The 20,746-nt window shown below is 63.4% G+C and carries 20 protein-coding genes and 1 pseudogene; 8 read left to right on the forward strand and 13 right to left on the reverse strand.

Annotated features, from left to right (window positions below):
• Positions 1–11: 11 nt before the first annotated feature.
• Positions 12–527: a benzoate 1,2-dioxygenase small subunit gene (benB, locus tag FOY51_RS02135; RefSeq protein WP_149428531.1), complete on the reverse strand. Its 516-nt coding sequence runs from the start codon at positions 525–527 to the stop codon at positions 12–14.
• 5 nt (positions 528–532) lie between these two features.
• Positions 533–1,933, reverse strand: a complete 1,401-nt coding sequence (gene benA / locus FOY51_RS02140; RefSeq protein ID WP_149428532.1) for a benzoate 1,2-dioxygenase large subunit — start codon at positions 1,931–1,933, stop codon at positions 533–535.
• A 202-nt stretch (positions 1,934–2,135) separates the two neighbouring features.
• Between benA and FOY51_RS02145 the strand changes: the two genes are divergently transcribed.
• Genes FOY51_RS02145 through catC form a run of 4 tightly spaced genes read left to right on the forward strand, consistent with a single transcriptional unit; the run spans position 2,136 to position 5,349 of the window.
• Entirely contained in the window at positions 2,136–3,038 is a 903-nt protein-coding gene (locus FOY51_RS02145; RefSeq protein WP_149428533.1) for a LysR substrate-binding domain-containing protein, read from the forward strand.
• Complete coding sequence (locus tag FOY51_RS02150) at positions 3,035–4,138, forward strand: mandelate racemase/muconate lactonizing enzyme family protein (protein WP_149428534.1); 1,104 nt, start codon at positions 3,035–3,037, stop codon at positions 4,136–4,138. The genes FOY51_RS02145 and FOY51_RS02150 overlap by 4 nt, the downstream gene beginning before the upstream one ends.
• Positions 4,139–4,195: 57 nt before the next feature.
• Positions 4,196–5,062: a catechol 1,2-dioxygenase gene (catA, locus tag FOY51_RS02155; RefSeq protein WP_149428535.1), complete on the forward strand. Its 867-nt coding sequence runs from the start codon at positions 4,196–4,198 to the stop codon at positions 5,060–5,062.
• A 2-nt stretch (positions 5,063–5,064) separates the two neighbouring features.
• The gene (catC, locus tag FOY51_RS02160) at positions 5,065–5,349 is read left to right on the forward strand and encodes a muconolactone Delta-isomerase (RefSeq protein ID WP_149428536.1); all 285 of its coding nucleotides are present in this window, start codon (positions 5,065–5,067) and stop codon (positions 5,347–5,349) included.
• Positions 5,350–5,351: 2 nt separating this feature from the next.
• On the opposite strand, the gene FOY51_RS02165 is transcribed toward catC, so the two are convergent.
• The 6 genes from FOY51_RS02165 to FOY51_RS02190 all read right to left on the reverse strand — a co-directional run bounded on the left by FOY51_RS02165 (position 5,352) and on the right by FOY51_RS02190 (position 12,166).
• Positions 5,352–7,190: an ArnT family glycosyltransferase gene (locus FOY51_RS02165; protein ID WP_149428537.1), complete on the reverse strand. Its 1,839-nt coding sequence runs from the start codon at positions 7,188–7,190 to the stop codon at positions 5,352–5,354.
• Between the two features lie 65 nt (positions 7,191–7,255).
• Positions 7,256–8,938, reverse strand: a complete 1,683-nt coding sequence (locus FOY51_RS02170) for a patatin-like phospholipase family protein (protein WP_149428538.1) — start codon at positions 8,936–8,938, stop codon at positions 7,256–7,258.
• A gap of 49 nt (positions 8,939–8,987) precedes the next feature.
• Positions 8,988–10,598: a patatin-like phospholipase family protein gene (locus FOY51_RS02175; RefSeq protein WP_149428847.1), complete on the reverse strand. Its 1,611-nt coding sequence runs from the start codon at positions 10,596–10,598 to the stop codon at positions 8,988–8,990.
• A gap of 40 nt (positions 10,599–10,638) precedes the next feature.
• Entirely contained in the window at positions 10,639–11,190 is a 552-nt protein-coding gene (locus FOY51_RS02180) for a hypothetical protein (RefSeq protein WP_149428539.1), read from the reverse strand.
• Positions 11,183–11,551 carry a hypothetical protein gene (locus tag FOY51_RS02185; protein WP_149428540.1) on the reverse strand — a complete coding sequence of 123 codons (369 nt, stop codon included), beginning with the start codon at positions 11,549–11,551 and terminating at the stop codon, positions 11,183–11,185. The genes FOY51_RS02180 and FOY51_RS02185 overlap by 8 nt, the downstream gene beginning before the upstream one ends.
• Positions 11,552–11,635: 84 nt before the next feature.
• The gene (locus tag FOY51_RS02190) at positions 11,636–12,166 is read right to left on the reverse strand and encodes a hypothetical protein (RefSeq protein WP_149428541.1); all 531 of its coding nucleotides are present in this window, start codon (positions 12,164–12,166) and stop codon (positions 11,636–11,638) included.
• 130 nt (positions 12,167–12,296) lie between these two features.
• Between FOY51_RS02190 and FOY51_RS02195 the strand changes: the two are divergent.
• From FOY51_RS02195 to FOY51_RS02205, 3 genes and pseudogenes are all read left to right on the forward strand, one after another.
• Positions 12,297–13,121, forward strand: a pseudogene (locus tag FOY51_RS02195) (dolichyl-phosphate beta-glucosyltransferase); the annotation flags it as partial.
• A gap of 140 nt (positions 13,122–13,261) precedes the next feature.
• Positions 13,262–14,029, forward strand: a complete 768-nt coding sequence (locus FOY51_RS02200; RefSeq protein WP_149428543.1) for an SDR family NAD(P)-dependent oxidoreductase — start codon at positions 13,262–13,264, stop codon at positions 14,027–14,029.
• Positions 14,030–14,090: 61 nt separating this feature from the next.
• Positions 14,091–14,717 (forward strand): class I SAM-dependent methyltransferase, encoded by a 627-nt coding sequence (locus FOY51_RS02205; protein ID WP_149428544.1) that lies wholly within the window; start codon positions 14,091–14,093, stop codon positions 14,715–14,717.
• Positions 14,718–14,748: 31 nt separating this feature from the next.
• Here FOY51_RS02205 and FOY51_RS02210 read toward each other — a convergent pair whose 3' ends face one another.
• Together FOY51_RS02210 and FOY51_RS02215 are read right to left on the reverse strand one after the other, a co-directional pair.
• Positions 14,749–15,039: a hypothetical protein gene (locus FOY51_RS02210; RefSeq protein WP_149428545.1), complete on the reverse strand. Its 291-nt coding sequence runs from the start codon at positions 15,037–15,039 to the stop codon at positions 14,749–14,751.
• Positions 15,040–15,349: 310 nt separating this feature from the next.
• A complete protein-coding gene (locus FOY51_RS02215) occupies positions 15,350–16,603 on the reverse strand; it encodes a hypothetical protein (protein ID WP_149428546.1) in 1,254 nt (417 codons plus the stop codon).
• A gap of 632 nt (positions 16,604–17,235) precedes the next feature.
• On the opposite strand from FOY51_RS02215, the gene FOY51_RS02220 reads away from it, so the two are divergent.
• Positions 17,236–17,652: a YbaB/EbfC family nucleoid-associated protein gene (locus FOY51_RS02220; RefSeq protein WP_187776137.1), complete on the forward strand. Its 417-nt coding sequence runs from the start codon at positions 17,236–17,238 to the stop codon at positions 17,650–17,652.
• Here the strand turns inward: FOY51_RS02220 and FOY51_RS02225 are convergent.
• The 3 genes from FOY51_RS02225 to FOY51_RS02235 are packed head-to-tail and all read right to left on the reverse strand — an operon-like array spanning position 17,609 to position 20,621.
• Complete coding sequence (locus FOY51_RS02225; RefSeq protein WP_149428548.1) at positions 17,609–18,748, reverse strand: galactokinase; 1,140 nt, start codon at positions 18,746–18,748, stop codon at positions 17,609–17,611. The genes FOY51_RS02220 and FOY51_RS02225 overlap by 44 nt on opposite strands.
• A complete protein-coding gene (galT, locus tag FOY51_RS02230; RefSeq protein WP_149428549.1) occupies positions 18,745–19,842 on the reverse strand; it encodes a galactose-1-phosphate uridylyltransferase in 1,098 nt (365 codons plus the stop codon). The genes FOY51_RS02225 and galT overlap by 4 nt, the downstream gene beginning before the upstream one ends.
• Positions 19,839–20,621 carry a DeoR/GlpR family DNA-binding transcription regulator gene (locus tag FOY51_RS02235; protein ID WP_149428550.1) on the reverse strand — a complete coding sequence of 261 codons (783 nt, stop codon included), beginning with the start codon at positions 20,619–20,621 and terminating at the stop codon, positions 19,839–19,841. The genes galT and FOY51_RS02235 overlap by 4 nt, the downstream gene beginning before the upstream one ends.
• Positions 20,622–20,746 lie beyond the last annotated feature (125 nt).

Here is a 20,746-nt window from a genome sequence, read left to right on the forward strand (position 1 = left end):
GAGAATCCCTGTCAGAAGTGGTAGATGTCCACGACGTGGTGGATGTAGTCGTTCTTGAGCACTACTGTCTTGCGACGGATCAGTGGCTGATCACCGGAGAAGTCGATCGTGTAGAACGACGTTCCGTAGTACGCATCGATGGTCTTGTACCGGAAATACATTGTGTGCCAGTTGAATCGGATGTCGACCAGGTCCCCGGTGCGCTCGATCACCTCCACGTTGGAGATGTTGTGGCTGGTCCGCGGTTCCGGGATGGACGTTGCCGACGATCGCTCGGTGCGGATGCGGAACACCCGATCTTCCAGACCGCCCTTGTTTGCGTAGTAGATCAACGAGACGTCGCGCTGCGGGTTCTCGACGAGCAGGTCGGCGTCGTCCCACGACGGCATCCAATAGACGACGTCGTCGGCGTAGCACTCCAGCCACTTCTCGAACTCACGGTCGTCGAGGTAACGCGCCTCGCGGTAGAGAAACTGTTCGATCACGTTCTGCGTGATCAACTTCGGGCTTGCTTGCGATGTGGTCATCGTCCTCACTCCTGCGCCGCGGTTGTTGCGGACTGCTCGGCGGACAACGCCGCTCGCATCGAATCGAGCCAGTACCCGTGCTGCACCGGATAGAGCCCCTCGTCCTCGTTCTTCACGCCTGCGGAGACCACGCCGTCCATGCCGAGCGACTTCGCGACGTCGTCCGGCCCGGTCAGCCAATGCTCGGCGCCACGGCTCATGTCGTTCCACGGCGCCGCTTCGCCGCGGAAAGTCAGCTGGCAGGAACGGAATTCCTCGAGATCGTCCGGCGTCGCCATGCCCGATGCGTTGAAGAAGTCCTCGTACTGCCGGATTCGAGACGACCGCGCTTCGTCGCTCTCACCCTTCGGTGCGATGCAGTAGATGGTTACCTCGGTCTGATCGGGCGCGATCGGCCGGAAGTGCCGGATCTGGGTGGAGAACTGGTCCATCAGGTACACGTTCGGGTAGAGGCACAGGTTGCGCGAACCCTTGACCATGAACTCGCCCTTGGCATCTCCGAACTCGTCCTTCAGTTGATCCAGTCGATCCCACAGCGGTCGGTCCTCCGGGTTCGCCGCCCAGGTCCACAGGCAGAGGTGGCCGTTGGGGTACGACCAGTAGCCGCCACCCGACTTGCCCCAGCCGCCCGCGTCGAGCGCCTTGGTCTCGTTCTTCGATTCGCCGGTGTTGCGGCGGGAGGTGGTTGCGGCGTAGTTCCAGTGGGTGGCGGTGACGTGGTAGCCGTCGGCTCCGTTCTCCGCCTGCACCTTCCAGTTGCCGTCGTAGGTGTAGGTGGAGGCGCCGCGCAGGACCTCGAGTCCATCGGGTGACTGGTCGACCAGCATGTCGATCACCTTGGTGGTGTCACCCAGATGCTCCGTCAGATCCACGACGTCGGGGTTGAGGCTGGCGAACAAGAAGCCGCGGTAGCTGTCGAACTTCGCGACCTTCGTCATGTTGTGCGAGCCGTTCTTGTCGAACGTCTGCGGGTAGCCGGCTCCCTCCGGGTCCTTCACCTTCAGCAACGTGCCGTCGTTGCGGAACGTCCAGCCGTGGAAGGGGCAGGTGAGCGTGGTGCGGTTGTCGGTTTTACGGCGGCAGATCATCGCGCCGCGGTGTGCGCAGGCGTTGATCAGGCAGTGCAAGTCGCCGTCTTTGTCGCGGGTGATCACGACCGGTTGCCGTCCCATGTAGGTGGTGAAGTAGTCGCCCGGCTTCTCCAGCTGGCTCTCGTGCGCCAGGTAAAGCCAGTTGCCCTCGAAGATGTGCTTCATCTCGAGTTCGAAGATCTCGCTGTCGGTGAAGATGCGGCGGTTCGCGCGGAACACGCCGGCATCGTGGTCGTCGACGACGGCGTCGCTGAGCACCGACGCGACATGTCCCAGGTGCGTGGGGAGCGGCGTGGTGGGAAGAGAGGTGGTCATGGTGGTCCCTCCAGATGAGCTGATACTTGGAGAGTGCCAGTGAGTGGTTTCCGTCACACCAGGTAAAACCCTAAGGTCGCGCCAGCAGTTATTGATAAACAGTCCTTCTCAATAACTGCAAAACGAGTTCTTGCCCTCGATTTATCTGCGTCGTAACGTGGTCGTCAGTGGCAGCCGTCACATTCGAGAACGAGAGAAGCAGATGGAACTTCGACACCTCAGGTACTTCGCGGCCGTTGCCGACACCTGCCATTTCGGCCGGGCCGCGCAGCGATTGCACGTCGCGCAACCTGCACTGTCGTATGCCATTCGCCAACTCGAAGCCGAACTCGACGTCTCGCTGTTCACACGAACCACCCGCCAGGTGACGTTGACCGTCGCAGGCGAGTACCTCCGCGCCGAGGTCGACCGAATTCTGATGTCGGTGGACGACGCTGTCGAGGGCGTCCGTCGGATCGGGCAGGGTCAACGTGGACTGGTCCGGCTCGGACTCACCGGCACTGCCGCGTTTTCGCACCTGCCACGCATCGCGCGGCTGATCAAGCAGGAGCTGCCCGACGTGGCGCTGCAGATCCAGGCCGACATGCTCACACCCGATCAGTGCGCGGGCCTACGCGAGGGCACGCTGGAGCTCGGTCTACTGCGACCACCTGCCGTCGGTGACGACATCTCGTTGTTCACGATCGACCGCGAGCCGCTGGTGTTGGCCGTGTCGGTCGATCATCGCCTCGCCGCCGAACCTGTTGTCTCCCTTGCCGATCTCCGCAACGAACCTTTCGTCATGTACAGCAATCGTGATTCTGCGGTGAACTCCGCGGTACTGCGCGGATGCAGGCACGCCGGTTTCGCGCCGCAGCGCGAGCACGAGGCACCGGGCACAGCGGTGCTGTTGGCTCTGGTGGCCGCCGGCCTCGGCGTCGCCGTAGTGCCCGGATCGGTTCGCTCGCTGCCGCTCGACGGCTTGGTGATCCGCGAATTGCCCGATGCCGGCGACGTCGAACTCGCCCTCGCCTGGCGCAATGGCACCGACAACCCACTGGTCGACGCGGTCACGCACCTCGTCAAGACCGCGTTCACGCCACTGACCTCTGAAGGCATCCGATGAAGATCACCCAGATCGACGCTATTCCGTTCGCCATCCCCTACCGCAAACCCCTGAAATTTGCGTCGGGCGAGGTCCGTGTCGCAGAGCACGTGCTGGTCCGAGTCCACACCGACGACGGCATCATCGGCGTCGCCGAGGCGCCGCCGCGTCCCTTCACCTACGGCGAGACGCAAAGAGGCATCGTCGCCGTGATCGACGAGGTGTTCACACCGCAGATCGTCGGCCTCACCCTGCTCGAGCGTGAAGTCGTCCACGCACGACTGGACCGGACCGTGGGCAACCCGACCGCCAAATCGGCTGTCGACATGGCCATCTGGGATGCGCTGGGTCAGACGCTCGGCTTCTCGGTGACAGAGTTGCTCGGTGGCTACACCGATCGGATGCGGGTCTCCCACATGCTCGGATTCGCAGGCCCCGCCGAGATGGTCGCCGAAGCCGAGCGCATGCGCGAAAGCTACGGCATCAGCACCTTCAAGGTGAAGGTCGGGCGCCGGCCCGTCGATCTCGACATCGCCGTCGTCCGCGCCTTGCGCGAGAGTTTCGGTGCCGACATCGACCTCTACATCGACGGCAATCGCGGCTGGACCGCGGCCGAATCCGCTCGCGCGATGCGTCAGATGGCCGACCTGGGCCTGCTCTACGCCGAGGAGCTGTGCCCGGCCGACGACGTACTCGGCAGGCGCTGGCTGGTGCAGCAGCTCGATATCCCTTTCATTGCAGACGAATCCGTGCCGACACCGGCCGACGTCACCCGTGAGGTGCTCGCAGGCGCGGCCACCGCGATCAGTATCAAGACCGCCAGGACCGGCTTCACCGTTTCGCAGCGCGTCCATCACCTTGCCGAGGGGCTCGGTCTGGATGTGGTGATGGGCAACCAGATCGACGGCCAGGTGGGCACCGCGGCAACGCTCGCGTTCGGCGCCGCATACGCCCGAACCTCGCGGCAGGCGGGCGAGCTGTCCAACTTCCTCGACATGACCGACGACCTGCTGACCACTCCGTTGCAGATCACCGACGGGTGCCTGCATCGGCTGCCAGGCACCGGACTCGGCGTCGCGATCGACCCCGACAAACTGTCCCGCTACCGCACGGACCACTGAATCATTTCGCTTCGCACAGCCCTGCGAAGAAGGAACGCAACACACAAGGAGATCGACATGACCACCATCGAAAACCCAAGCACTGCAGCAAGTGCCGCCGCATCGGGCGCGTCGGCCACCGAACGCTTCGAGCACGACAAGTCGCCGTTCGCGGCGGTCAAGGACACCCCGAAGGAGCGTGTCGACACCCTCGCCCGCGAGCTGCTCAGCGGAATTCACGACGTGGTGCGCCGCAATCACGTCACGTACGACGAGTACAACGCCCTCAAAGCATGGCTGATCCAGGTCGGCAAGGACGGCGAATGGCCGCTGTTCCTCGACGTGTGGGTGGAGCACGTGGTCGAAGACGTCAACACCGCGCACCGCAAGGGCAACAAGGGCAGCATCGAGGGCCCGTACTACGTTCCCGATGCACCCGAATTAGGTTCCACAGCAACCGTTCCCATGCGCGACGGCGAGAGCGGTGACCCGCTGGTGTGGAACGGGCAGATCACCTCGACCGACGGGACACCGCTGGCAGGCAAAGTCGAGTTGTGGCACGCCGACGCCGATGGTTTCTACTCACAGTTCGCGCCCGGCATCCCGGAGTGGAACCTGCGTGGCAGCGTCACCACGAACGACGACGGCTCCTTCACCATCACCACGATTCGTCCTGCCCCGTACCAGATTCCGACCGATGGCTCCTGCGGCAAGCTGATCGACGCGGCGGGCTGGCACCCGTGGCGCCCGGCCCACATTCACGTGAAGGTGTCGGCTCCCGGCCACGAATTGCTCACTGCGCAGCTGTATTTCCCTGGTGACCCGCACAACGACGACGACGTCGCCGACGCCGTGAAGCCGGATCTGGTGCTGGACCCGCAGACAAATCCCGACGGCGGCTTCACCATGCGCTACGACTTCGTCCTCGACCCGGCGCAGAGCTGATCATGCTCTTCCATGTTCGGATGGATGTGAACATCCCGCACGATCTCGCCCCGGACACTCGGTCCGAGATCGTCGCGCGGGAGAAGGCGTACTCGCAGGAGTTACAGCGCGCAGGCAAGTGGCCGCACATCTGGCGCATCGTCGGCGAGTACTCCAACTTCTCGATCTTCGACGTCGCCGACAACGACGAGCTGCACACGGTGCTGTCCGGACTACCGCTGTTCCCCTACATGGACATTCGGGTCACCGCGTTGGCGAAACACCCGTCCGACATCTCCTCCGGCTGACGCTACTTCTGTGGCGTCGGCTTGCCGCAGTAGTACGGCAGAACACCGGCAACGGAATCGGCGGGATCGAGTGCCTTGCAGTTAGCGCGCACCCAGGCAACGCGATCGTCCGTGGTCGCGGTGACCAGCACCAGGTGCACTCGGCCCGCGGCGACGATGCGGGTGAGCTGATCCACCGTCGGTGACGGCACCGTCCCGGTGAAGCCACCGATCGGCAGGATCTCGGCGCCGGTCGCGAAGATGAACGGCGACGCAATGGTCGACGAGTAGGTCGCGAATGGGTAAACGCCAGGCCCTTGGCTGCTTTGCATCTTGTCCACAAGCGGTGCGGCAGAACGCGATGCGTCGCCGAGGAACTTCTGCGTGACGTCGCGGGCGGCACTGGATTCGAAGGGTGTATCGAGCGGACCGAAGTTGTCCCACACCACCGACGCCGATGCGACTGCCGGTGCGACCAAGGCGCCGAGCAACAGTAGGCCCGCCGATCGAGGACCGCGCAACAGCACAGCGGCCGTACACAACACGACACCGACGGCTGCGGTTATCCAGCGGATCGCGCTGGGCGCGGAATCGAGGAGCCACCAGCCGTAGACGACGGTGGCCAACGCCAACCCAGCGCCGATCGCGAGCACCCGACGATCGGTGACGCGGCCCAACTCCACTGCGCCCATTGCTATCAGGGCCGCGATCGGCGGCGTCAGTGCCGCTAGGTAATACCCGTTCACGGTGCCGACGGCCAAGAACACGATCAAATGGATCGACAGCCACGAACCCCACGCGACCAGTGCGACAACCCGACCGTCTCGCCGCCCCTGCCGCCATGCGATGACAGACAGCCACACCAGGCAGATCAGTGCCAACGGGACCAGCCAGCCGATCATCCGCCCGCCACCACCGCCGAGCACGTGGTCGAACCGGCTGTCAGGTCCGAGCACCAGGAGATCGCGCAGAGTGCGCCCGTTCCCGACGTCGATGTTGGCGGCGCCCACATCGAACGCGCCGGCACCGCGACTCGATGCGTTGTACTGAAAGACTTGTTCGAACAGCGAATTGTGCTGGCTGCCATCGACGTACGGTCGGTTCGCGACGGGAACGACGGTAACCACCGCCAACCAGCTCAGTGATACCACTGCGGCAATCGCGCCCATTCCCGCGGTCCAGGCAAGCCGAATCCGCAGTGCCCCTTTGGGTGTGGTGCACAGCCACATCAGCGCCAAGATGGGCAGCAACAGCCACGCTTGCACCATCTTGGCCTGGAATGCCACGCCCACAACGAATCCCGCGAACATCAGATTGCGGGGCTTGTCGTCTATCGCTGCCGACGCCGCGAGGTCGACTGCCAACACCAACAGCAGAATCAGCAGGGTGTCGGAGATGTTGCCGCGATTCAGCGCCACCGTCGCAGGCATGCAGGCTGCGACCGCTGCGGCGAGCACCGCCGTCGTCGTACCCGACAACCGACGAACCACCCGAAACAGCAGGAAGATCGTCAGCACACCCTCGATCACCTGCGGCAGGATCAAGGCCCAGAAATGCGCGCCGAACAGCTTGACCGATAGCGCCTGCAACCAGAACGCGCCGGGCAGTTTGTCGATCGACACGGTGGCGGCGGGATCGAAGGCGGCGAAGAAGAAGTTGTGCCAACTCATCGACATCGACCGCACAGCTGCCGCGTAGTACAGCTCGGGCGTCTGCGACGCGATTCCCCATGAGTACGACGCCGCGGCCACCGCCATGATCACGATGAGCGCAATGGGCACCCACGGGCGTCGACCCTCGGTCGGCAGTGCTGCCGACGAGGCCGATCGAGACCTGCCGTCGGCTGCCACTGCAGTACTCACCCGCTCACTATCCGACGCGGATAGTGAGCCCGTCAAACTACATTGACCAGCGGTTGGTGGCGGTTTTACGAGTGCTTGGTGCCCCGGCGTGCGAACCGCGCCAACAGACCCGATCCATCCTTGGCGCGCTTGGCCAACACCTCTTCGACAGGTCGCGCCACCGACGGTTTCGCCTTCTTCCGCGACCGTGGCGGCTTCGGCGGCCCCTCGCCGTCCCACCACACCGGTTCCATCAGGTGCTCGACCATCGGCAGCGACGCATCGACGGTCGCCCGTCCCCACCCCGCAGCGCGATCGACGGCCCGGCTGGGTGGTGCAAGCGATACCGGCGACAGGGTCGGTCGAAACCGAACGATGCGGTCCGCGTACGGCGCGTTGCGCACCATCTGTACCTGAAGCGCATGCGCGACGGGCTGCAGCCACAGATTCGACGGGTTCCACTGCGGATGGAAGCTGTCCCACGCCACGTAGCAGGCGTTGCGAGTGCCCAGCTTGCCGTCCTGAATTCGCTTCCACGCCAATTCGACCGGCACGTTGCTGGCAGCGCCACCGTCGACAAGCGCGCCGACGTCCTTCTGCTTCAGCAACTCGTCGAGGATCGGGAACATCGCCGGATCCTTCGACTCGTGCTGCAACACCGTCGGAATGGCGGCCGAGTAGCTGACGGCGTCGACGACGTTCAGATTCTCGGTGAGCTCGTCGCCGCCGAGCACGATCGGCTTGACCACGCGGGAGTCGATGAACGCCGCGGCTTGCCACATGCGACTGGCCATCATCGCGCTGCCGCCGTAGCGCACGAACGGCAGCTGCCGCAGACCGAGCGACGACAGTTCCGATCGCCGAAAACGGCCGGGCAGCCGATCGAACGACTGGCGACGGACACCGGCAACCACAGTCTCGTACGGGATTTCGAGATCCTTCATCCGCATCGGCGCGCCATCGGTGCGGCGGAACATGTCGTCGGCGAAGGTGTCGAACGTCAGCGAACCGAGCCCGGTCAGGCCGTGGCGACGCGGCTGCCAGCCGGCGCTGATGGTGCCGCGCCACGTCACCGTCTTGGCCCAGTCGATGTAGTCGGCGGTGGGTACCGGACGGGTCCTGGCGGTCACGCTGCCGACCACCGAGCCGAACGACGCACCCAGCATGTACGACGGCGTGAGCCCCGATTCCACCATTCGATCCATCGCCCCGAAGAACACGTACCCGGATCCGCCACCGCCGCCCAGTACGCAGACCAGCGATTTGTAGCCAACCTCGGCGTCCAACTCGGCGAGCGAGAACGTGTCGGCGTGGTGTTCGGCGAGTTGGCGTCGAGCGGTTTCCAGCGGCTCGATCAGTTCGACGAGGGCAGCTTTCGCCGCGCGTAGGCGCTTGCGTAGGTCGGGTTCGGCGCGCAACGGATCGTGCAGTGTCTTCAGCACACGGTCGCGAAATTCGACCAACTCGTCGCCGACGGACACGTCGCCGCGCCCGCGAGTGCCACCCGGTCCCGCTGCGCCCGGCTCGAAGGTGTCCAGGCGGGCGAATGCGATCAGGTAGCGCAGCCTGCGAAACTCCTGGCGGTCGAGAATTCCGGGATACTCCACGTCGGCGCGGGTGAGCGCGGCCTCCATGTGCTGCAGAGCGAGGGGCGGATTTCGATGCGTGAGGCCGACGTCCTCGGGGGCTTCGACGATGTCGCCGTCCAGATCCGGGTCGTCTATCGCGCCGTTCTCGAGCTCGTCGAGTGCTAGCGGCTGCTGTGGCATTCCACCAGTTTCCGACATGGGCGTAGCGGCCGGAAAAGGGACCCCCGCACTACTTGCGCAGGCGTTCGGTCACCCGCTGCCAGCCCGTCGCACGCTCGGCGGCCGCCCGCGCCGCAGCGATCACCGAACCCATCGACTGCGGAATGACAAACGTCGTCTTCGGTGCCGGTTCGCCGACCGCGGGCGGACCGTCGCCGTCCCACCAGATCGGCTCGAGCAGGTGTCGCATCGTGGGCAACGACGCCTCGACAGACGCCCGGCCCCATTCGATGGCGTCGTCGATCGACCGCGTCGGTGGGGCCAGGTTGATCGGCGACAAGGTGGGGCTGAACCGTACGATCCGGTCCGCATACGGCGCGTTGCGCACCATCTGCAGTTGCACAGCCTGCGTGATCGGCTGCAACCACAGATGCCGCGGATTCCATTGCGGGTGAAAGCAATCCCATGCGAAGTAGCACGCGTTGCGGGTGCCGAGCTTGCCGTCCTGAATCCGCTTCCAGGCGAGCTCGACGGGCACGTTGCTTGCGGCGCCACCGTCGACGATCGCGGCGATGTCCTTGTCGAGCATCAGTTGATCGAGCAGCGGTGCCATCGCCGGATCGTGCGACTCGTGATGCAGCACACCGGGAATAGCGGAAGAGAAGCTCGCGGCATCGACTACGTTCAGGTCGGCCGTCAGGTCGTCGCCACCGAGGACGATCGGCTTGACCACCCGTGAGTCGATGAACGCCGCCGCCTGCCACATCCGCGCGGCAAGTACCGGGCCGGTGCCGAACTTGGTCAGCGGGAGCGCGCGCAACCCCAGCGCGGACAGTTCGGAGCGCCGGAACCTGCCGGGCAGCCGGTCGAACGATTGGCGGCGCACCCCGGCGACCACCGTCTCGTACGGAATTGCCAAGTCTTTCAACCGCATTCGTTCACCGTCTTCGCGACGGAACAACGCGTCGGCGAAGGTGTCGAAGCGGAGGGTGAACAGCCCGGTCAGCCCGTGCCTGCGGCGGAGTTGTTCCGGCCCGAGCACGCCGCGGAAATTCACGGTCTTCGCCCAATCGACGTACTCGCGAATCGGGACGGGCAAGGTGCGCGCAACCACGCTGCCGACGATCGCACCGAAGGACGCGGTCAGCATGTAGGACGGCTGCATGTCCTCTTCGATGAGGCGCTCCATTGCGCCGAGATATACGTAGCCGGCTCCACCACCGCCGCCCAGCACGCACACCAGCGACTTGTAGCAGACCTCGGCGTCGAGTTCGGCGAGCGAGAAATCGTCGGAGTGGCGCTGCGCCAACTGTTCCCGCTCGAGTTCCAGCGGTTCGGTCAGCTCGGTCAGCGCAGCTTTCGACAGCGTCAGTCGGGTGCGAGTATCCGTGGTTCGACGCAGCGGATCGTGCAGTGCGTCGAGCACGAGGGCGCGAAATGCATCGAGTTCTTCGCCGACCGAGACGTCACCACGTCCGCGCACACCGCCGGGACCGGCAGCACCGGGCTCGAAGTCGGTGATTCGTGCGAACGTCAACAGGTAGCGCAGACGTCGAAACTCCTGGCGGGTCAACACTTCCGGATGCTCGAGGTCCGCGCGGACGAGTGCGGACTCCAGCTGCTGCAGCGCCAACGTCGGATTACGTCGTGGCAACGCTGTGTCTTCCGGCGCCTCCACCATGTCGTCCACGTGGTCGATGACGTCGAAGTTCTCGGTTGGCTCAACCACGCGGATCGTCCTCGGCGGCCTCGATCGCCAGCGGTTGGGCAGGCTCGATGTGCGGTTTTCGCGGTTCTTCGGACACCCGCTCCGACTCGACGGAGCGAGTGGGCTCCGGCGAGAGTTGCGCTTGCGCGCGCTGGCTCTGTGCGCGGAACGCGTCGCCTATCGCCTTGTTCACACCGTTGATGGCGCGGTACACGCCGGCAGTCGTCTCGTCGTGAATCCCGCGGATCACCCGACTGGTCGCTCGTGTTGCGGGGAACGATTCCAAGACGTCGAACGGGATCGACGCGATGGCGGAATGGCTCGCCTGCACCACGTCGGTGCCGAGACCTACCGCCGACGACGTGTTGCCGACGGCTTGAGCTATCTCTCGCGCGCGCTCGATCCGACGTTGCCGTTCCTCGGCGATGTGGCCCAGCCGCTGAGTTGCCAGCCCGGTCGCTTTGAGCTGGAGGCCGGTCCGGTGCAGCCAGAGCGCAGCCGTGATCGTGCCCGCGATGGACACGATCGCCACCAGCAGCTCGAGTACGGCCACCAGATCACGCACCGACGTGGACCTGCACGTCCACGTCGATCCCCTGCTCGATCAACTGTTCGGTCATCTGCAGGGCAGCGCGCTCGTAGACGATCTTGCGGATTCGCTCCGGTGCAACCGCTCCGGCAATCCCGGCGAATCGGTTCTGGGTTGCCGCGAGTTCCAGCGGATTCAGGATCTCGACAGTGATCAACCGAGGTTTGCCTGCGCTGAACCCCGAGTCGACCTGCGGAGGTATCCCGACCAGCGCCGTCGTCGAGGAAACCTTCTCCGACAGCGCCGTACTGTGCCGGTGGATGCGCCGCACCAGCAGCAATACCCCGCCGACCAGCACAAGGTTCAGTATCAAGGCAACCAGAATTGCGGCGTTCAACCGTGTCTCCCGCTCTCTGGACGTGTGGACTACGCACCAATGTTAGGTGTGCGGCCAACTTCGCGAAACGGGAACGCTGAGCAATCAGCCGGTCTGGGCTTCCTTTGCCTTCGGCCGTTCCGCGATCGCGGTGGCCGTCGTGGTTCCGTTCGACGTCGTGCCGCGGACCACCACGGCATCACCGACCGCAAATTGCGACTGCTGCTGAGGCGTCTTCTTCGTCCCGAATTCGGTGGTCGGGGTGATGGTGACGGTGTCGGTGGCACCGTTTCGCGTCGTGATCGTCCAGGTGTCGCCGTTCTCCGACGCGATCGTTCCGACGACGCCGTGTTTGCCGCCGTGGCCTGGCTTGGCAGGCGCTGGGTTCGCGGGCGAGGTCGCCGGGTTCGAGGTCGCTGGGTTCGAGGGCTCCGAGCTGACCGATGTCGAGCCGGCTGCGACCGGGGTCGGACTGCCGTCGGTCGAGGAGCTGGTCGCGGCCCAGGTGACGCCGCCGATCGCGGCCAACGCCACGACTACCGCCGGAATCAGAACTGCCTTGCGCTTGTACAACGCAGGTTTGGGAGCAGGCTGCGGCTGGATCGGGTACTGCTCGGTGGGGTGGTTTTCGCTCATGCCGATGAAGGTACGAATCGATTGTGAGGCCGCCCTGAGCAATTCATGCAGATTGTCTGAAGATCGCGCTCATGGCGGGTTCACAGCTTTCCGGCAGCGCCGCCACAGCGACGAGTTCGAGCATTGCCTCATGAACATCACCGTCCTCGCGAATTCCCGAGTCGGCCGTGACACGACCGTCTCCGCCCCCACCATCGACGTCGTCATCCCCGTCTACAACGAGGAAGCCGCGCTGGATCGGTGCGTCCGTCGCCTCCGCGCCCATCTGCACAGCGAGATCCCGTTTTCGAGCCGAATCACCATCGCGGACAACGCAAGTACCGACTCCACTCTCGCGGTTGCACATCGTCTCACCGCCGAGTTCGACGACGTCCGCGTTGTCCACCTCGACCAGAAGGGCCGTGGCCGCGCGCTGCGATCGGTGTGGAGCGCCTCCGACGCTGCCGTCGTCGCGTACATGGACGTCGACCTGTCCACCGACCTCAACGGGCTGCTGCCCTTGATCGCACCACTGGTGTCCGGCCATTCGGATGTGGCGATCGGTTCGCGACTGCAGCGTGCGTCGCGGGTGGTCCGCGGTCCCAAGCGCGAGTTCATCTCCCGCAGCTACAACCTGATCCTGCGAACCACGATGCACGCCAAGTTCTCCGACGCGCAGTGCGGCTTCAAGGCGATGCGCACCGATGTCGCGCGGCACCTGTTGCCGCTGGTCGAGGACACCGCCTGGTTTTTCGACACCGAGTTGCTGGTGCTCGCCGAGCGGTCCGGCCTGCGGATCCACGAAGTGCCGGTGGACTGGGTCGACGATCCGGACAGCAGTGTCGACATCGTTGCGACCGCACTCGCTGACCTGCGTGGTGTCGCACGGATGCGTCGCGCACTTGCCTCGGGCGCGTTGCCGATCGCGCAGCTGCGGGCCAACATCGGTCGCGCGGCGCTGACGGCGGAACCGCCGGTTCGCGCTCCGCTGCAGTTGACCGCGTAAAGCCCGAGTTCGGTTGGTCTGCTCTGGTACCTGACGTCCAGCTTCGGAAGTTATGGTGCAGGCACCAACTTGCGCGGCCGACGGTGGCCGCCGGAACAGGGGTTACAACTGTGGAAATCTCGGGAACCGCGGCACTCGTCACCGGTGCTGCATCCGGACTCGGCGCTGCGACCGCTAAGCGCCTGATCGACGCAGGCGCCACCGTCTTCGGCCTCGATCTGGCAGATTCGATCGAGCGCGCTGGCGACAAGGTCCCCGCAGGCCTCACCCTGATCGCTACCGACGTGACCAGCGAGGACGAGGTCAAGGCCGCGCTCGCGACCATCGGCGAGTCGGGCGTGCCGCTGCGCATCGTCGTCAACTGTGCGGGCGTCGGCTGGGCCAGCCGCATCCTGTCGAAGAACGGCCCACACGATCTGGAGCTGTTCCGCAAGGTCATCACCATCAACCTGCTCGGCACGTTCAATGTGATGCGTCTGGCCGCCGACGTGATGGCGAAGTCCGAGACCGTCGACGAGGCAGGCCAGCGCGGCGTCGTCATCAACACCGCATCCGTCGCGGCCTTCGAGGGCCAGGTCGGCCAGATCGCGTACGCAGCATCCAAGGGTGGCGTGCACGCGATGACGATTTCGGCAGCACGGGACCTCGCGCAGTTCGGCATCCGCGTCGTCACGATCGCCCCCGGCGTTATCGAGACCCCGATGCTCGCCGGCATCACCCCCGAGTTCCAGAAGACCCTCGAGGCAGGCGTGCCGTTCCCCGCTCGCCTTGGCCGTCCCGACGAGTACGCGCAGCTTGCGCAGACGATCGTCGAGCACGACTACCTCAACGGCGAGACCATCCGCATGGACGGCGCTCTCCGGATGGCACCGCGCTAAGTAGCTCCGCCGCTCGTGCGCTTTCTGTCGATAAGAGGGCGCACGAGCATGGAGGACGACCATGGGTATCTATCGGGACCATGTGCTACCGCGAATCGTCAATGTCGCCTGCGGTTTACAGGAGATCGAACCGTTGCGGGATCGCACGTGTGCAGGCTTGACCGGTCGCGTCGTGGAGATCGGGTTCGGGTCGGGGCTCAACGTCCCGTTCTATCCGACCGACCTGGTTTCCGTCAGTGCCGTCGAGCCGGCCTCGCTGGGGTGGAAGTTGGCGCGCGAGCGCCTGGCCGCGTCCTCGGTCGAAGTAATTCAGTCCGGCCTCGACGGCCAGCGACTTCCTTTCGAGGACAACAGCTTCGACTCCGCATTGTCGACGTGGACGCTGTGCACGATTCCCGACGTCGCTGCAGCATTGACCGAGGTACGACGAGTCTTGAAGCCGGGCGGCACTTTTCACTTCCTGGAGCACGGCCTGGCACCGGATGCCGGTGTGCAGAGTTGGCAGCACCGGTTGAATCCGGTGCAGAAAACGCTATTCGGCGGATGTCATGTGAATCGCAAGATCGACAAGCTGGTTCGTGATGCGGGCTTCGAGATTGCGGAGCTCGACAGGTTCTATCTTGCTGGCTCGCCGAAGTATTCAGGTGCTGCTTATTTGGGGATGGCGCACGCCCCACACCGAGGATGATCGGACCGGACAACGCAATTGCGTGAGATTCTCAGTTCCCATGGATCAGCGTAAAGAGTCCTCCGCTGATCAAAACGCCAATCACTGCGAACGGCAATGTGATCAACGAAACGAGCAGACCAGCACCGATTCGTCTGCTTCTTCCCGCTATCGCCACCAGAACAAGGCCGACGACGAGCGGAAGTATGAACGCGCCGAGTCCAATCGGCACCAAATCCATTGTTGCGAGCCCTTGCAAGACGAGGCTACAGATAGCCGCGAGAAATGTTTCTGGTCCGTAGGCGCTGGCCCTCGTCGGAGTCTGATGCAGTTCGCTCGACATCAGTGCTCCAGGGCGAACACGATGCTACCCACACCTAGCAGGATCGCAGAGACCGCAAGGCCCAGCGAAATTCCCCGCTTCGGGGCTGATTCGGCGCACGATAATAGGGCCGCGACTCCAGCCATCAGCAGTGCAACCACGGGACCGATAACCCGCAACGACGGACTCGCATAATAGTCGCGAGACGCGATCACTGCGGCAATGCAAGCCACAAGTCCGATCCCCACAGCCAGGGAATAGGAGACCGTCCACGAGGCGGCCTTCCAGAATTCGGCTCGAGATTCCGATCCTCCATCATCAACAGTTCGCATCAGTACCTCCTCGCAACCGGCGGGTTGTCTACGCTGCCCAATGGCGTCGATTGCCAGATATCGAGCGGCTTCCCGAGGTATGGGTCATAGAATTGAAAATCTTCCAGAGACTTCGTGTAGTCACCGACGATATGGTGAAAGGGCAGATTCATCATTGGTCCGACCGGGCTTCCGCTATTGGCGGCATCTTGCAAAACCGTTCGGGTTGAACCTGACGGATCATCTTGATAGACCTCCAATGACGGATAGTTTCCGATGTTCCCCGCCGCCACGACCCCCTTGTCACCGGGTGTGAGTATCAAATCACCGTTCACCGTTGCACCCGAAACCTCCGCCAAGCTGTTGGGCAGGACCTCCGGAACATACTCAGACTTAAACGGGGGCAGCGCATTTACTGCGTGGTATTGCAACCGCACGGTTCCGTCGTCCAGCTGGGTGACGTCGACATCTGGTGCTTCGACGTTCACAGCGCCGGTGTCACCGACGGAAGGATTTTGGCGCGCGATAACCAGCCCGTTCTCGTAGTCCACAAGCATCGATACCCGGCTGCTTTCGGGGTCGAAGTGCGGATTCTCATCGCGATTGTCGCCAAGGTCATCATGCGGAATGTTGAAGACCTCAGCCGCAGGAATGAACAACCCGGCTCGCACGACTCCCTGTCCTGGTACTGGCTTGATGCGGCTCACAACGATCTCGGGCGGGACGCCCTGATTCTTATCGAGATAACTGTTCGGATTCAAGGCCGAAGCAGTCTGCCAATCCGTCGGAGACGCAGGTGCTCGCCCAAATACCTTCTCGAATGCGGTAGAAGCAGCATTCGTCCGTTCAGCGTTGTCACCGCCGCCCGGCGGACTTCCGATGAATACTTCCGTTTCGCCAGGCTTGCCTGCGGTGGGCAGTGTCGAGAATGCGTCAGCAATCGCCTTTCCGGCCGCGTCGTCTTCGCGGCCGATCGCATCGAGCGCGCTACATATCAACACAGAAAGAGATTTGGCCATCTCATCGCGTGCGGCTTGAGCTGCCAGAACGTCGATGCCATACAAGGCGAGCCAACTGAATACCTGCGGCGCTACGACCGAACCGTCGTCATTGACCTTGAAGCCGTCATCAATAGCAGCATCGATCAACTTGATTGCAGCCTCTTTCGCCGATCCGATCGAAGCAGCGCCGTTGGTAGCCGCCGTCGCCCCCTGCTCTAGGGCAGCGGCTACCTTCCGCGCATCGCCGTGGATCTCGTCTGCGCTGCGTCGCATCGAGTCACCAGATGTCCCGGTCCAGTAGTCGTGCGACCCGTCGATACTCCTGACAACGACATTGATCTTCCCGTTAAGATCTTTTGATCCGGTTGACCACTCCGTTGCCTGCGCTGTGAGTGCATCTGGTTTCCACGATCGCGCTTGACTCACTGTTGGGCGAGCCATCAGAGCCTCTTCTTGATGTCGGTAAGCCGGTCCCGACTAGTTGCGTCCGTACCCTCGATCTGCTCCAGCGCTGAGACCGAACCAGCAGCTAGACTGCCGTACCGCACGCCTAGATCTTTCACCGCAGTCGCCGCGAGTTGGCCAGCATTACTGCATGCGGCCCCCACTTTTGACGAAGCTAGCCCAGCAACTACCGCCGGGGACGATGTGTCAGTCTTGATTGCCCCGATCGCTGTCCCGGCCTGTTTCAAGCCGGCAACGAGACCGCGCACACGTCCTGGATCGATTTTCAGATCCTCAGGCATTGCAGTCCCCCCAGACAGCACGATTATTAACGACGACCAACTTACCGGTCTCAACGTCAGGACGTAGATGGGCCTAGACCTTCGCCCACTGAACGATCATTGTCGGCGATTGTGCTGTAGAGATCGACTATTGCAAACAATCTAGCGATGGAAGGATCCATGCCGGTTCACGATGACATCGACCCGATCAGCGCTATGGTCGGTCGGCTCAATTCCTCGATCGTCCACCAGCGAGGGAAGGCCCAAACTGCGACGGGTGCAGTCACAGTCGAAGTCAACGGCAATGGGCGCGTTGTTTCGATCACCATCGACGATCAGGCAATGCAAACGAGTGGTGACCAGTTGGCAAGTATTCTGCTGGCCCTGATCGGAGAGGCTCACGACTACGCGTTGACAGCAATTCACGAGACTGTCACCGAATTCAGGTCCGATCCGCGGATCGCGGACGCCATCGAGACAATCCAAAGGGCGATACAGACTCCGCGCAGGCCAACAAGCGCAAGTCATCACGAGGAAGAAGAAGACTTGCGCTTTACCGGAGTATTCGAGGATCCCCCCCATCGCCGACGAAAGTAGCTCCGACGGAAACGATCGACGCACCCTGACCCGCTCGCGCTACAAATAGCGTCGGGGCAGGAAATCCGCCTTCCGCGATGTCCGCCTCGATCGCCTCGCCGATCCGACCCAACTCGCCCTCCGGCACCAGCGCAATGACGCAGCCACCGAATCCGCCGCCGGTCATGCGCGCCCCGAGCGCCCCATGCCGAACCGCCGAGTCGGCGATGAGATCGATGTGCGGAGTGGTGATTTCGAAGTCGTCGCGCATCGACGCATGCGATTGGTTCATCAATTCGCCCACTCGTCTGAAGTCCGACGCACCGAGAGCCTCTGCACAGTCCAGAACTCTCTGATTCTCACCCAGGATGTGCCGCGCGCGGCGACGATCCACCTCGTCATCGATGCGGTCCAACACACCGTCGACTCCTTGAACTTGCCGCAGCGATTCGACTCCCAAAGCGAGCGCCACCCGCGCGCACGACTCCCTACGCGACGCGTACTCTCCGGACGAATGATGATGCGCCGCATTGGAGTTGATCACCAACAAGCGCAAGCCGTTCAGTTCGAGGTCGAAAACGACAGGCTGCACCGAGAGATCGTCGAAGTCGATCAGCAATGCTCGGTCGACGGCTCCGTGCAGCGACGCCAACTGATCCATCAAACCCGTCGGCGCACCGACGAAGTCGTTCTCGCCGCGCTGCGCAATCCGAGCGACTTCCAGTAGCTCCAATTCAGTCCCGGCAGCCGCGTTCATCGCAAGCAGCACAGCGCATTCCAACGCCGCAGACGATGACAGGCCGGCTCCGATCGGCACGTCGCTGGTCACCCGGATCGTTCCACCGACCACTCGGTGCCCGGCAGCAGCCAGCGCCCAGAGCACGCCGGCGGGGTAGGCGGCCCAGCCATCGACCTCGCCTGGCCGCACGGGCAATGCGAACGCAGCGTCGACACCGTCCTGCTCACTCGTCAGCCTGACTGTGTCCGATCCGTCAGGTTCGAATCGCACCGTCGTGCGCTCTTCCAGTGCGATCGGCATCGCGTAGCCCTGGTTGTAGTCAGTGTGTTCGCCGATCAGATTGATGCGGCCTGGCGCTTGCGCCACAACAGTATTCATGACCCCAGCACCTTCAACCGCGCAGCCATCTTCTCGGGCGTGACGTCGGTGACGAATGCGTCCATACCCGACTCCGAGCCTGCAAGGAACTTCAGCTTGGTTGCCGATCGCCGCACCGACATCAGCTCGATGTGAAAGTAGCCCAACTCTTGCCCGCGGTCCGGCCGATACTGGTGAAGAGCCGAAATATAGGGCAGTGCAGTTGGATACATCCGATCGAAGCGCTCGAGCACGTCGAGATAGATGGCGGTGAGGCTGTCGAGTTCGGCATCGGACAGTTCGATGAGATTGTGCACCTGCCGGTTCGGATAGATGTGCACCTCGACGGGCCAGCGCGCTGCGAACGGTACGAAGGCCGTGCAGTGCTCGTTGGTCGCGACTATCCGAACCCCGGCATCGATCTCGCGAGCAAGCAAGTCCGCGAACAGATTTGCACCGTCGTGCTCGTCGGCGAACGAGCGCGCCTGTCGCAGCATCGACGTCGTTCGCGGAGTCAGATACGGGTAGCCGTAGATCTGACCGTGCGGGTGCGAGAGCGTGACCCCGATTTCTTCGCCTCGGTTCTCGAAGCAGAACACCTGCTCCACGCCGGACATCCCGAGCAGCGCCTCGGTACGCTCCCGCCACACGTCGACGACGAGTCGCGCTTGCTGATGACTCAGTTCCGCAAAGGAAGTGGTGTGGTCGCTGGAGAAGCAGATGACCTCGCATCGTCCGACCCCGGGGGCCGACAGCACGCCGGCAGGTAATGTGGTCGCATCGGCACCGGCGTGCGACAGGCTCGGAAACCTGTTCTCGAACACCACGACGTCGTAGTCGGCTGCGGGCACTTCACTCGAATCCCCTTGCGGTGACGGGCAGAGTGGGCATTGATCGGCGGGTGGCTTGTACGTCCGATCCTGCCGGTGCGCGGCGATCGCGACCCAGTCCCCGGTCTGCACGTCGTACCGAATCTCGGACTGAGCAGACTGCGGACGCGGTCCCAACGGCCGCACATCCTGCACGGGGCGAGATACGTTGCCCGGCAACGGAAAGAACAAGATCTCTCGCCCGTCAGCGAGCTCGCTGCGAACCGGAGTCGGGGTGTCCGTCATAACTTCTCCGTGTCTGCTACCAGGATGTTCTTCACGTGCCCAGCTAGATCGTCACGATCCGAGACGTCGAGTCCGTCGTCGACGACAAGCGTGTCGATTGCCGATATCGGAGCGAAGACGTTGGTGCCCACCTCGCGATATTTCGTGTTGTCGGCGAGCACGAACAGCCGTCGGCCGGTCGCGATCAGGCGGCGATTGGTTTCTGCCTCAGCGATATTCGGCGTCGTCAGCCCCGACTCGATGTCGAAACCGTGGACACCGAGAAACACCGAGTCGACGCGAAACCCATCCAGTGCGGCGTTCGCTACCGGACCGACCAGCGCGTCCGACGGGGTCCGCGAACCACCGGTGAGGTAGACGGTGGGGTTGGGCTCTGATGCGTGCCCGGTCAGTTCCTGAAAGATCGAAATCGAGTTCGTGACAACGGTGATCGCCCCTCGTCCTCGAAGCAGCCGAGCGAGTTCGAGGGTGGTGGTGCCTGCACTGATGGCAATCGTCATGCCGTCGTCAACCGCTGCCAACGCCGCGCGCCCGATGGCGACTTTCTCTGCACGCTGGCGGGCCGCCTTGGCTGTCGACGGCGGTTCGACGCCGCGCTTTCCGCGTTCGATCGCGCCGCCGTGCACCTTGCGGAGCACCTCTTGCTCGTCGAGGACATCGAGGTCCCGCCTGATGGTCATCTCGGAGACTCCGAGCAGTTCGGCCAGCTCGACCACCTTGACCGCACCGTCGCTGCGTAGGGCATCCACGATCTTGGCGTGGCGTTCAGCAGGAAGCATGGATCGCACATTATCAAACATTCACGTCTGAAAACATGTGAATCTATGTACGTATCTGTTCGAGTCTGTTACTTTATGTTCACATTGCTCTGACTAGTGAGCTGAATCACTCAACAGGGAGGTTG

Origin of the sequence: Antrihabitans cavernicola (assembly GCF_008297975.1) — a bacterium.
GTDB classification, from domain to species: Bacteria; Actinomycetota; Actinomycetes; order Mycobacteriales; family Mycobacteriaceae; genus Antrihabitans; species Antrihabitans cavernicola.

What these genes read in the sequence shown, in the direction of transcription:
- FOY51_RS02170 (WP_149428538.1), bottom strand. Translation starts at nt 8,938, where the DNA reads ATGCCACAGCAGCCGCTAGCACTCGACGAGCTCGAGAACGGCGCGATA.
- benB (WP_149428531.1), bottom strand. Translation starts at nt 527, where the DNA reads ATGACCACATCGCAAGCAAGCCCGAAGTTGATCACGCAGAACGTGATC.
- FOY51_RS02205 (WP_149428544.1), top strand. Translation starts at nt 14,091, where the DNA reads ATGGGTATCTATCGGGACCATGTGCTACCGCGAATCGTCAATGTCGCC.
- FOY51_RS02215 (WP_149428546.1), bottom strand. Translation starts at nt 16,603, where the DNA reads ATGCGACGCAGCGCAGACGAGATCCACGGCGATGCGCGGAAGGTAGCC.
- FOY51_RS02220 (WP_187776137.1), top strand. Translation starts at nt 17,236, where the DNA reads ATGCCGGTTCACGATGACATCGACCCGATCAGCGCTATGGTCGGTCGG.
- FOY51_RS02225 (WP_149428548.1), bottom strand. Translation starts at nt 18,748, where the DNA reads ATGAATACTGTTGTGGCGCAAGCGCCAGGCCGCATCAATCTGATCGGC.
- FOY51_RS02145 (WP_149428533.1), top strand. Translation starts at nt 2,136, where the DNA reads ATGGAACTTCGACACCTCAGGTACTTCGCGGCCGTTGCCGACACCTGC.
- FOY51_RS02235 (WP_149428550.1), bottom strand. Translation starts at nt 20,621, where the DNA reads ATGCTTCCTGCTGAACGCCACGCCAAGATCGTGGATGCCCTACGCAGC.
- FOY51_RS02150 (WP_149428534.1), top strand. Translation starts at nt 3,035, where the DNA reads ATGAAGATCACCCAGATCGACGCTATTCCGTTCGCCATCCCCTACCGC.
- catA (WP_149428535.1), top strand. Translation starts at nt 4,196, where the DNA reads ATGACCACCATCGAAAACCCAAGCACTGCAGCAAGTGCCGCCGCATCG.
- galT (WP_149428549.1), bottom strand. Translation starts at nt 19,842, where the DNA reads ATGACGGACACCCCGACTCCGGTTCGCAGCGAGCTCGCTGACGGGCGA.
- catC (WP_149428536.1), top strand. Translation starts at nt 5,065, where the DNA reads ATGCTCTTCCATGTTCGGATGGATGTGAACATCCCGCACGATCTCGCC.
- FOY51_RS02175 (WP_149428847.1), bottom strand. Translation starts at nt 10,598, where the DNA reads ATGGTGGAGGCGCCGGAAGACACAGCGTTGCCACGACGTAATCCGACG.
- FOY51_RS02210 (WP_149428545.1), bottom strand. Translation starts at nt 15,039, where the DNA reads ATGTCGAGCGAACTGCATCAGACTCCGACGAGGGCCAGCGCCTACGGA.
- benA (WP_149428532.1), bottom strand. Translation starts at nt 1,933, where the DNA reads ATGACCACCTCTCTTCCCACCACGCCGCTCCCCACGCACCTGGGACAT.
- FOY51_RS02190 (WP_149428541.1), bottom strand. Translation starts at nt 12,166, where the DNA reads ATGAGCGAAAACCACCCCACCGAGCAGTACCCGATCCAGCCGCAGCCT.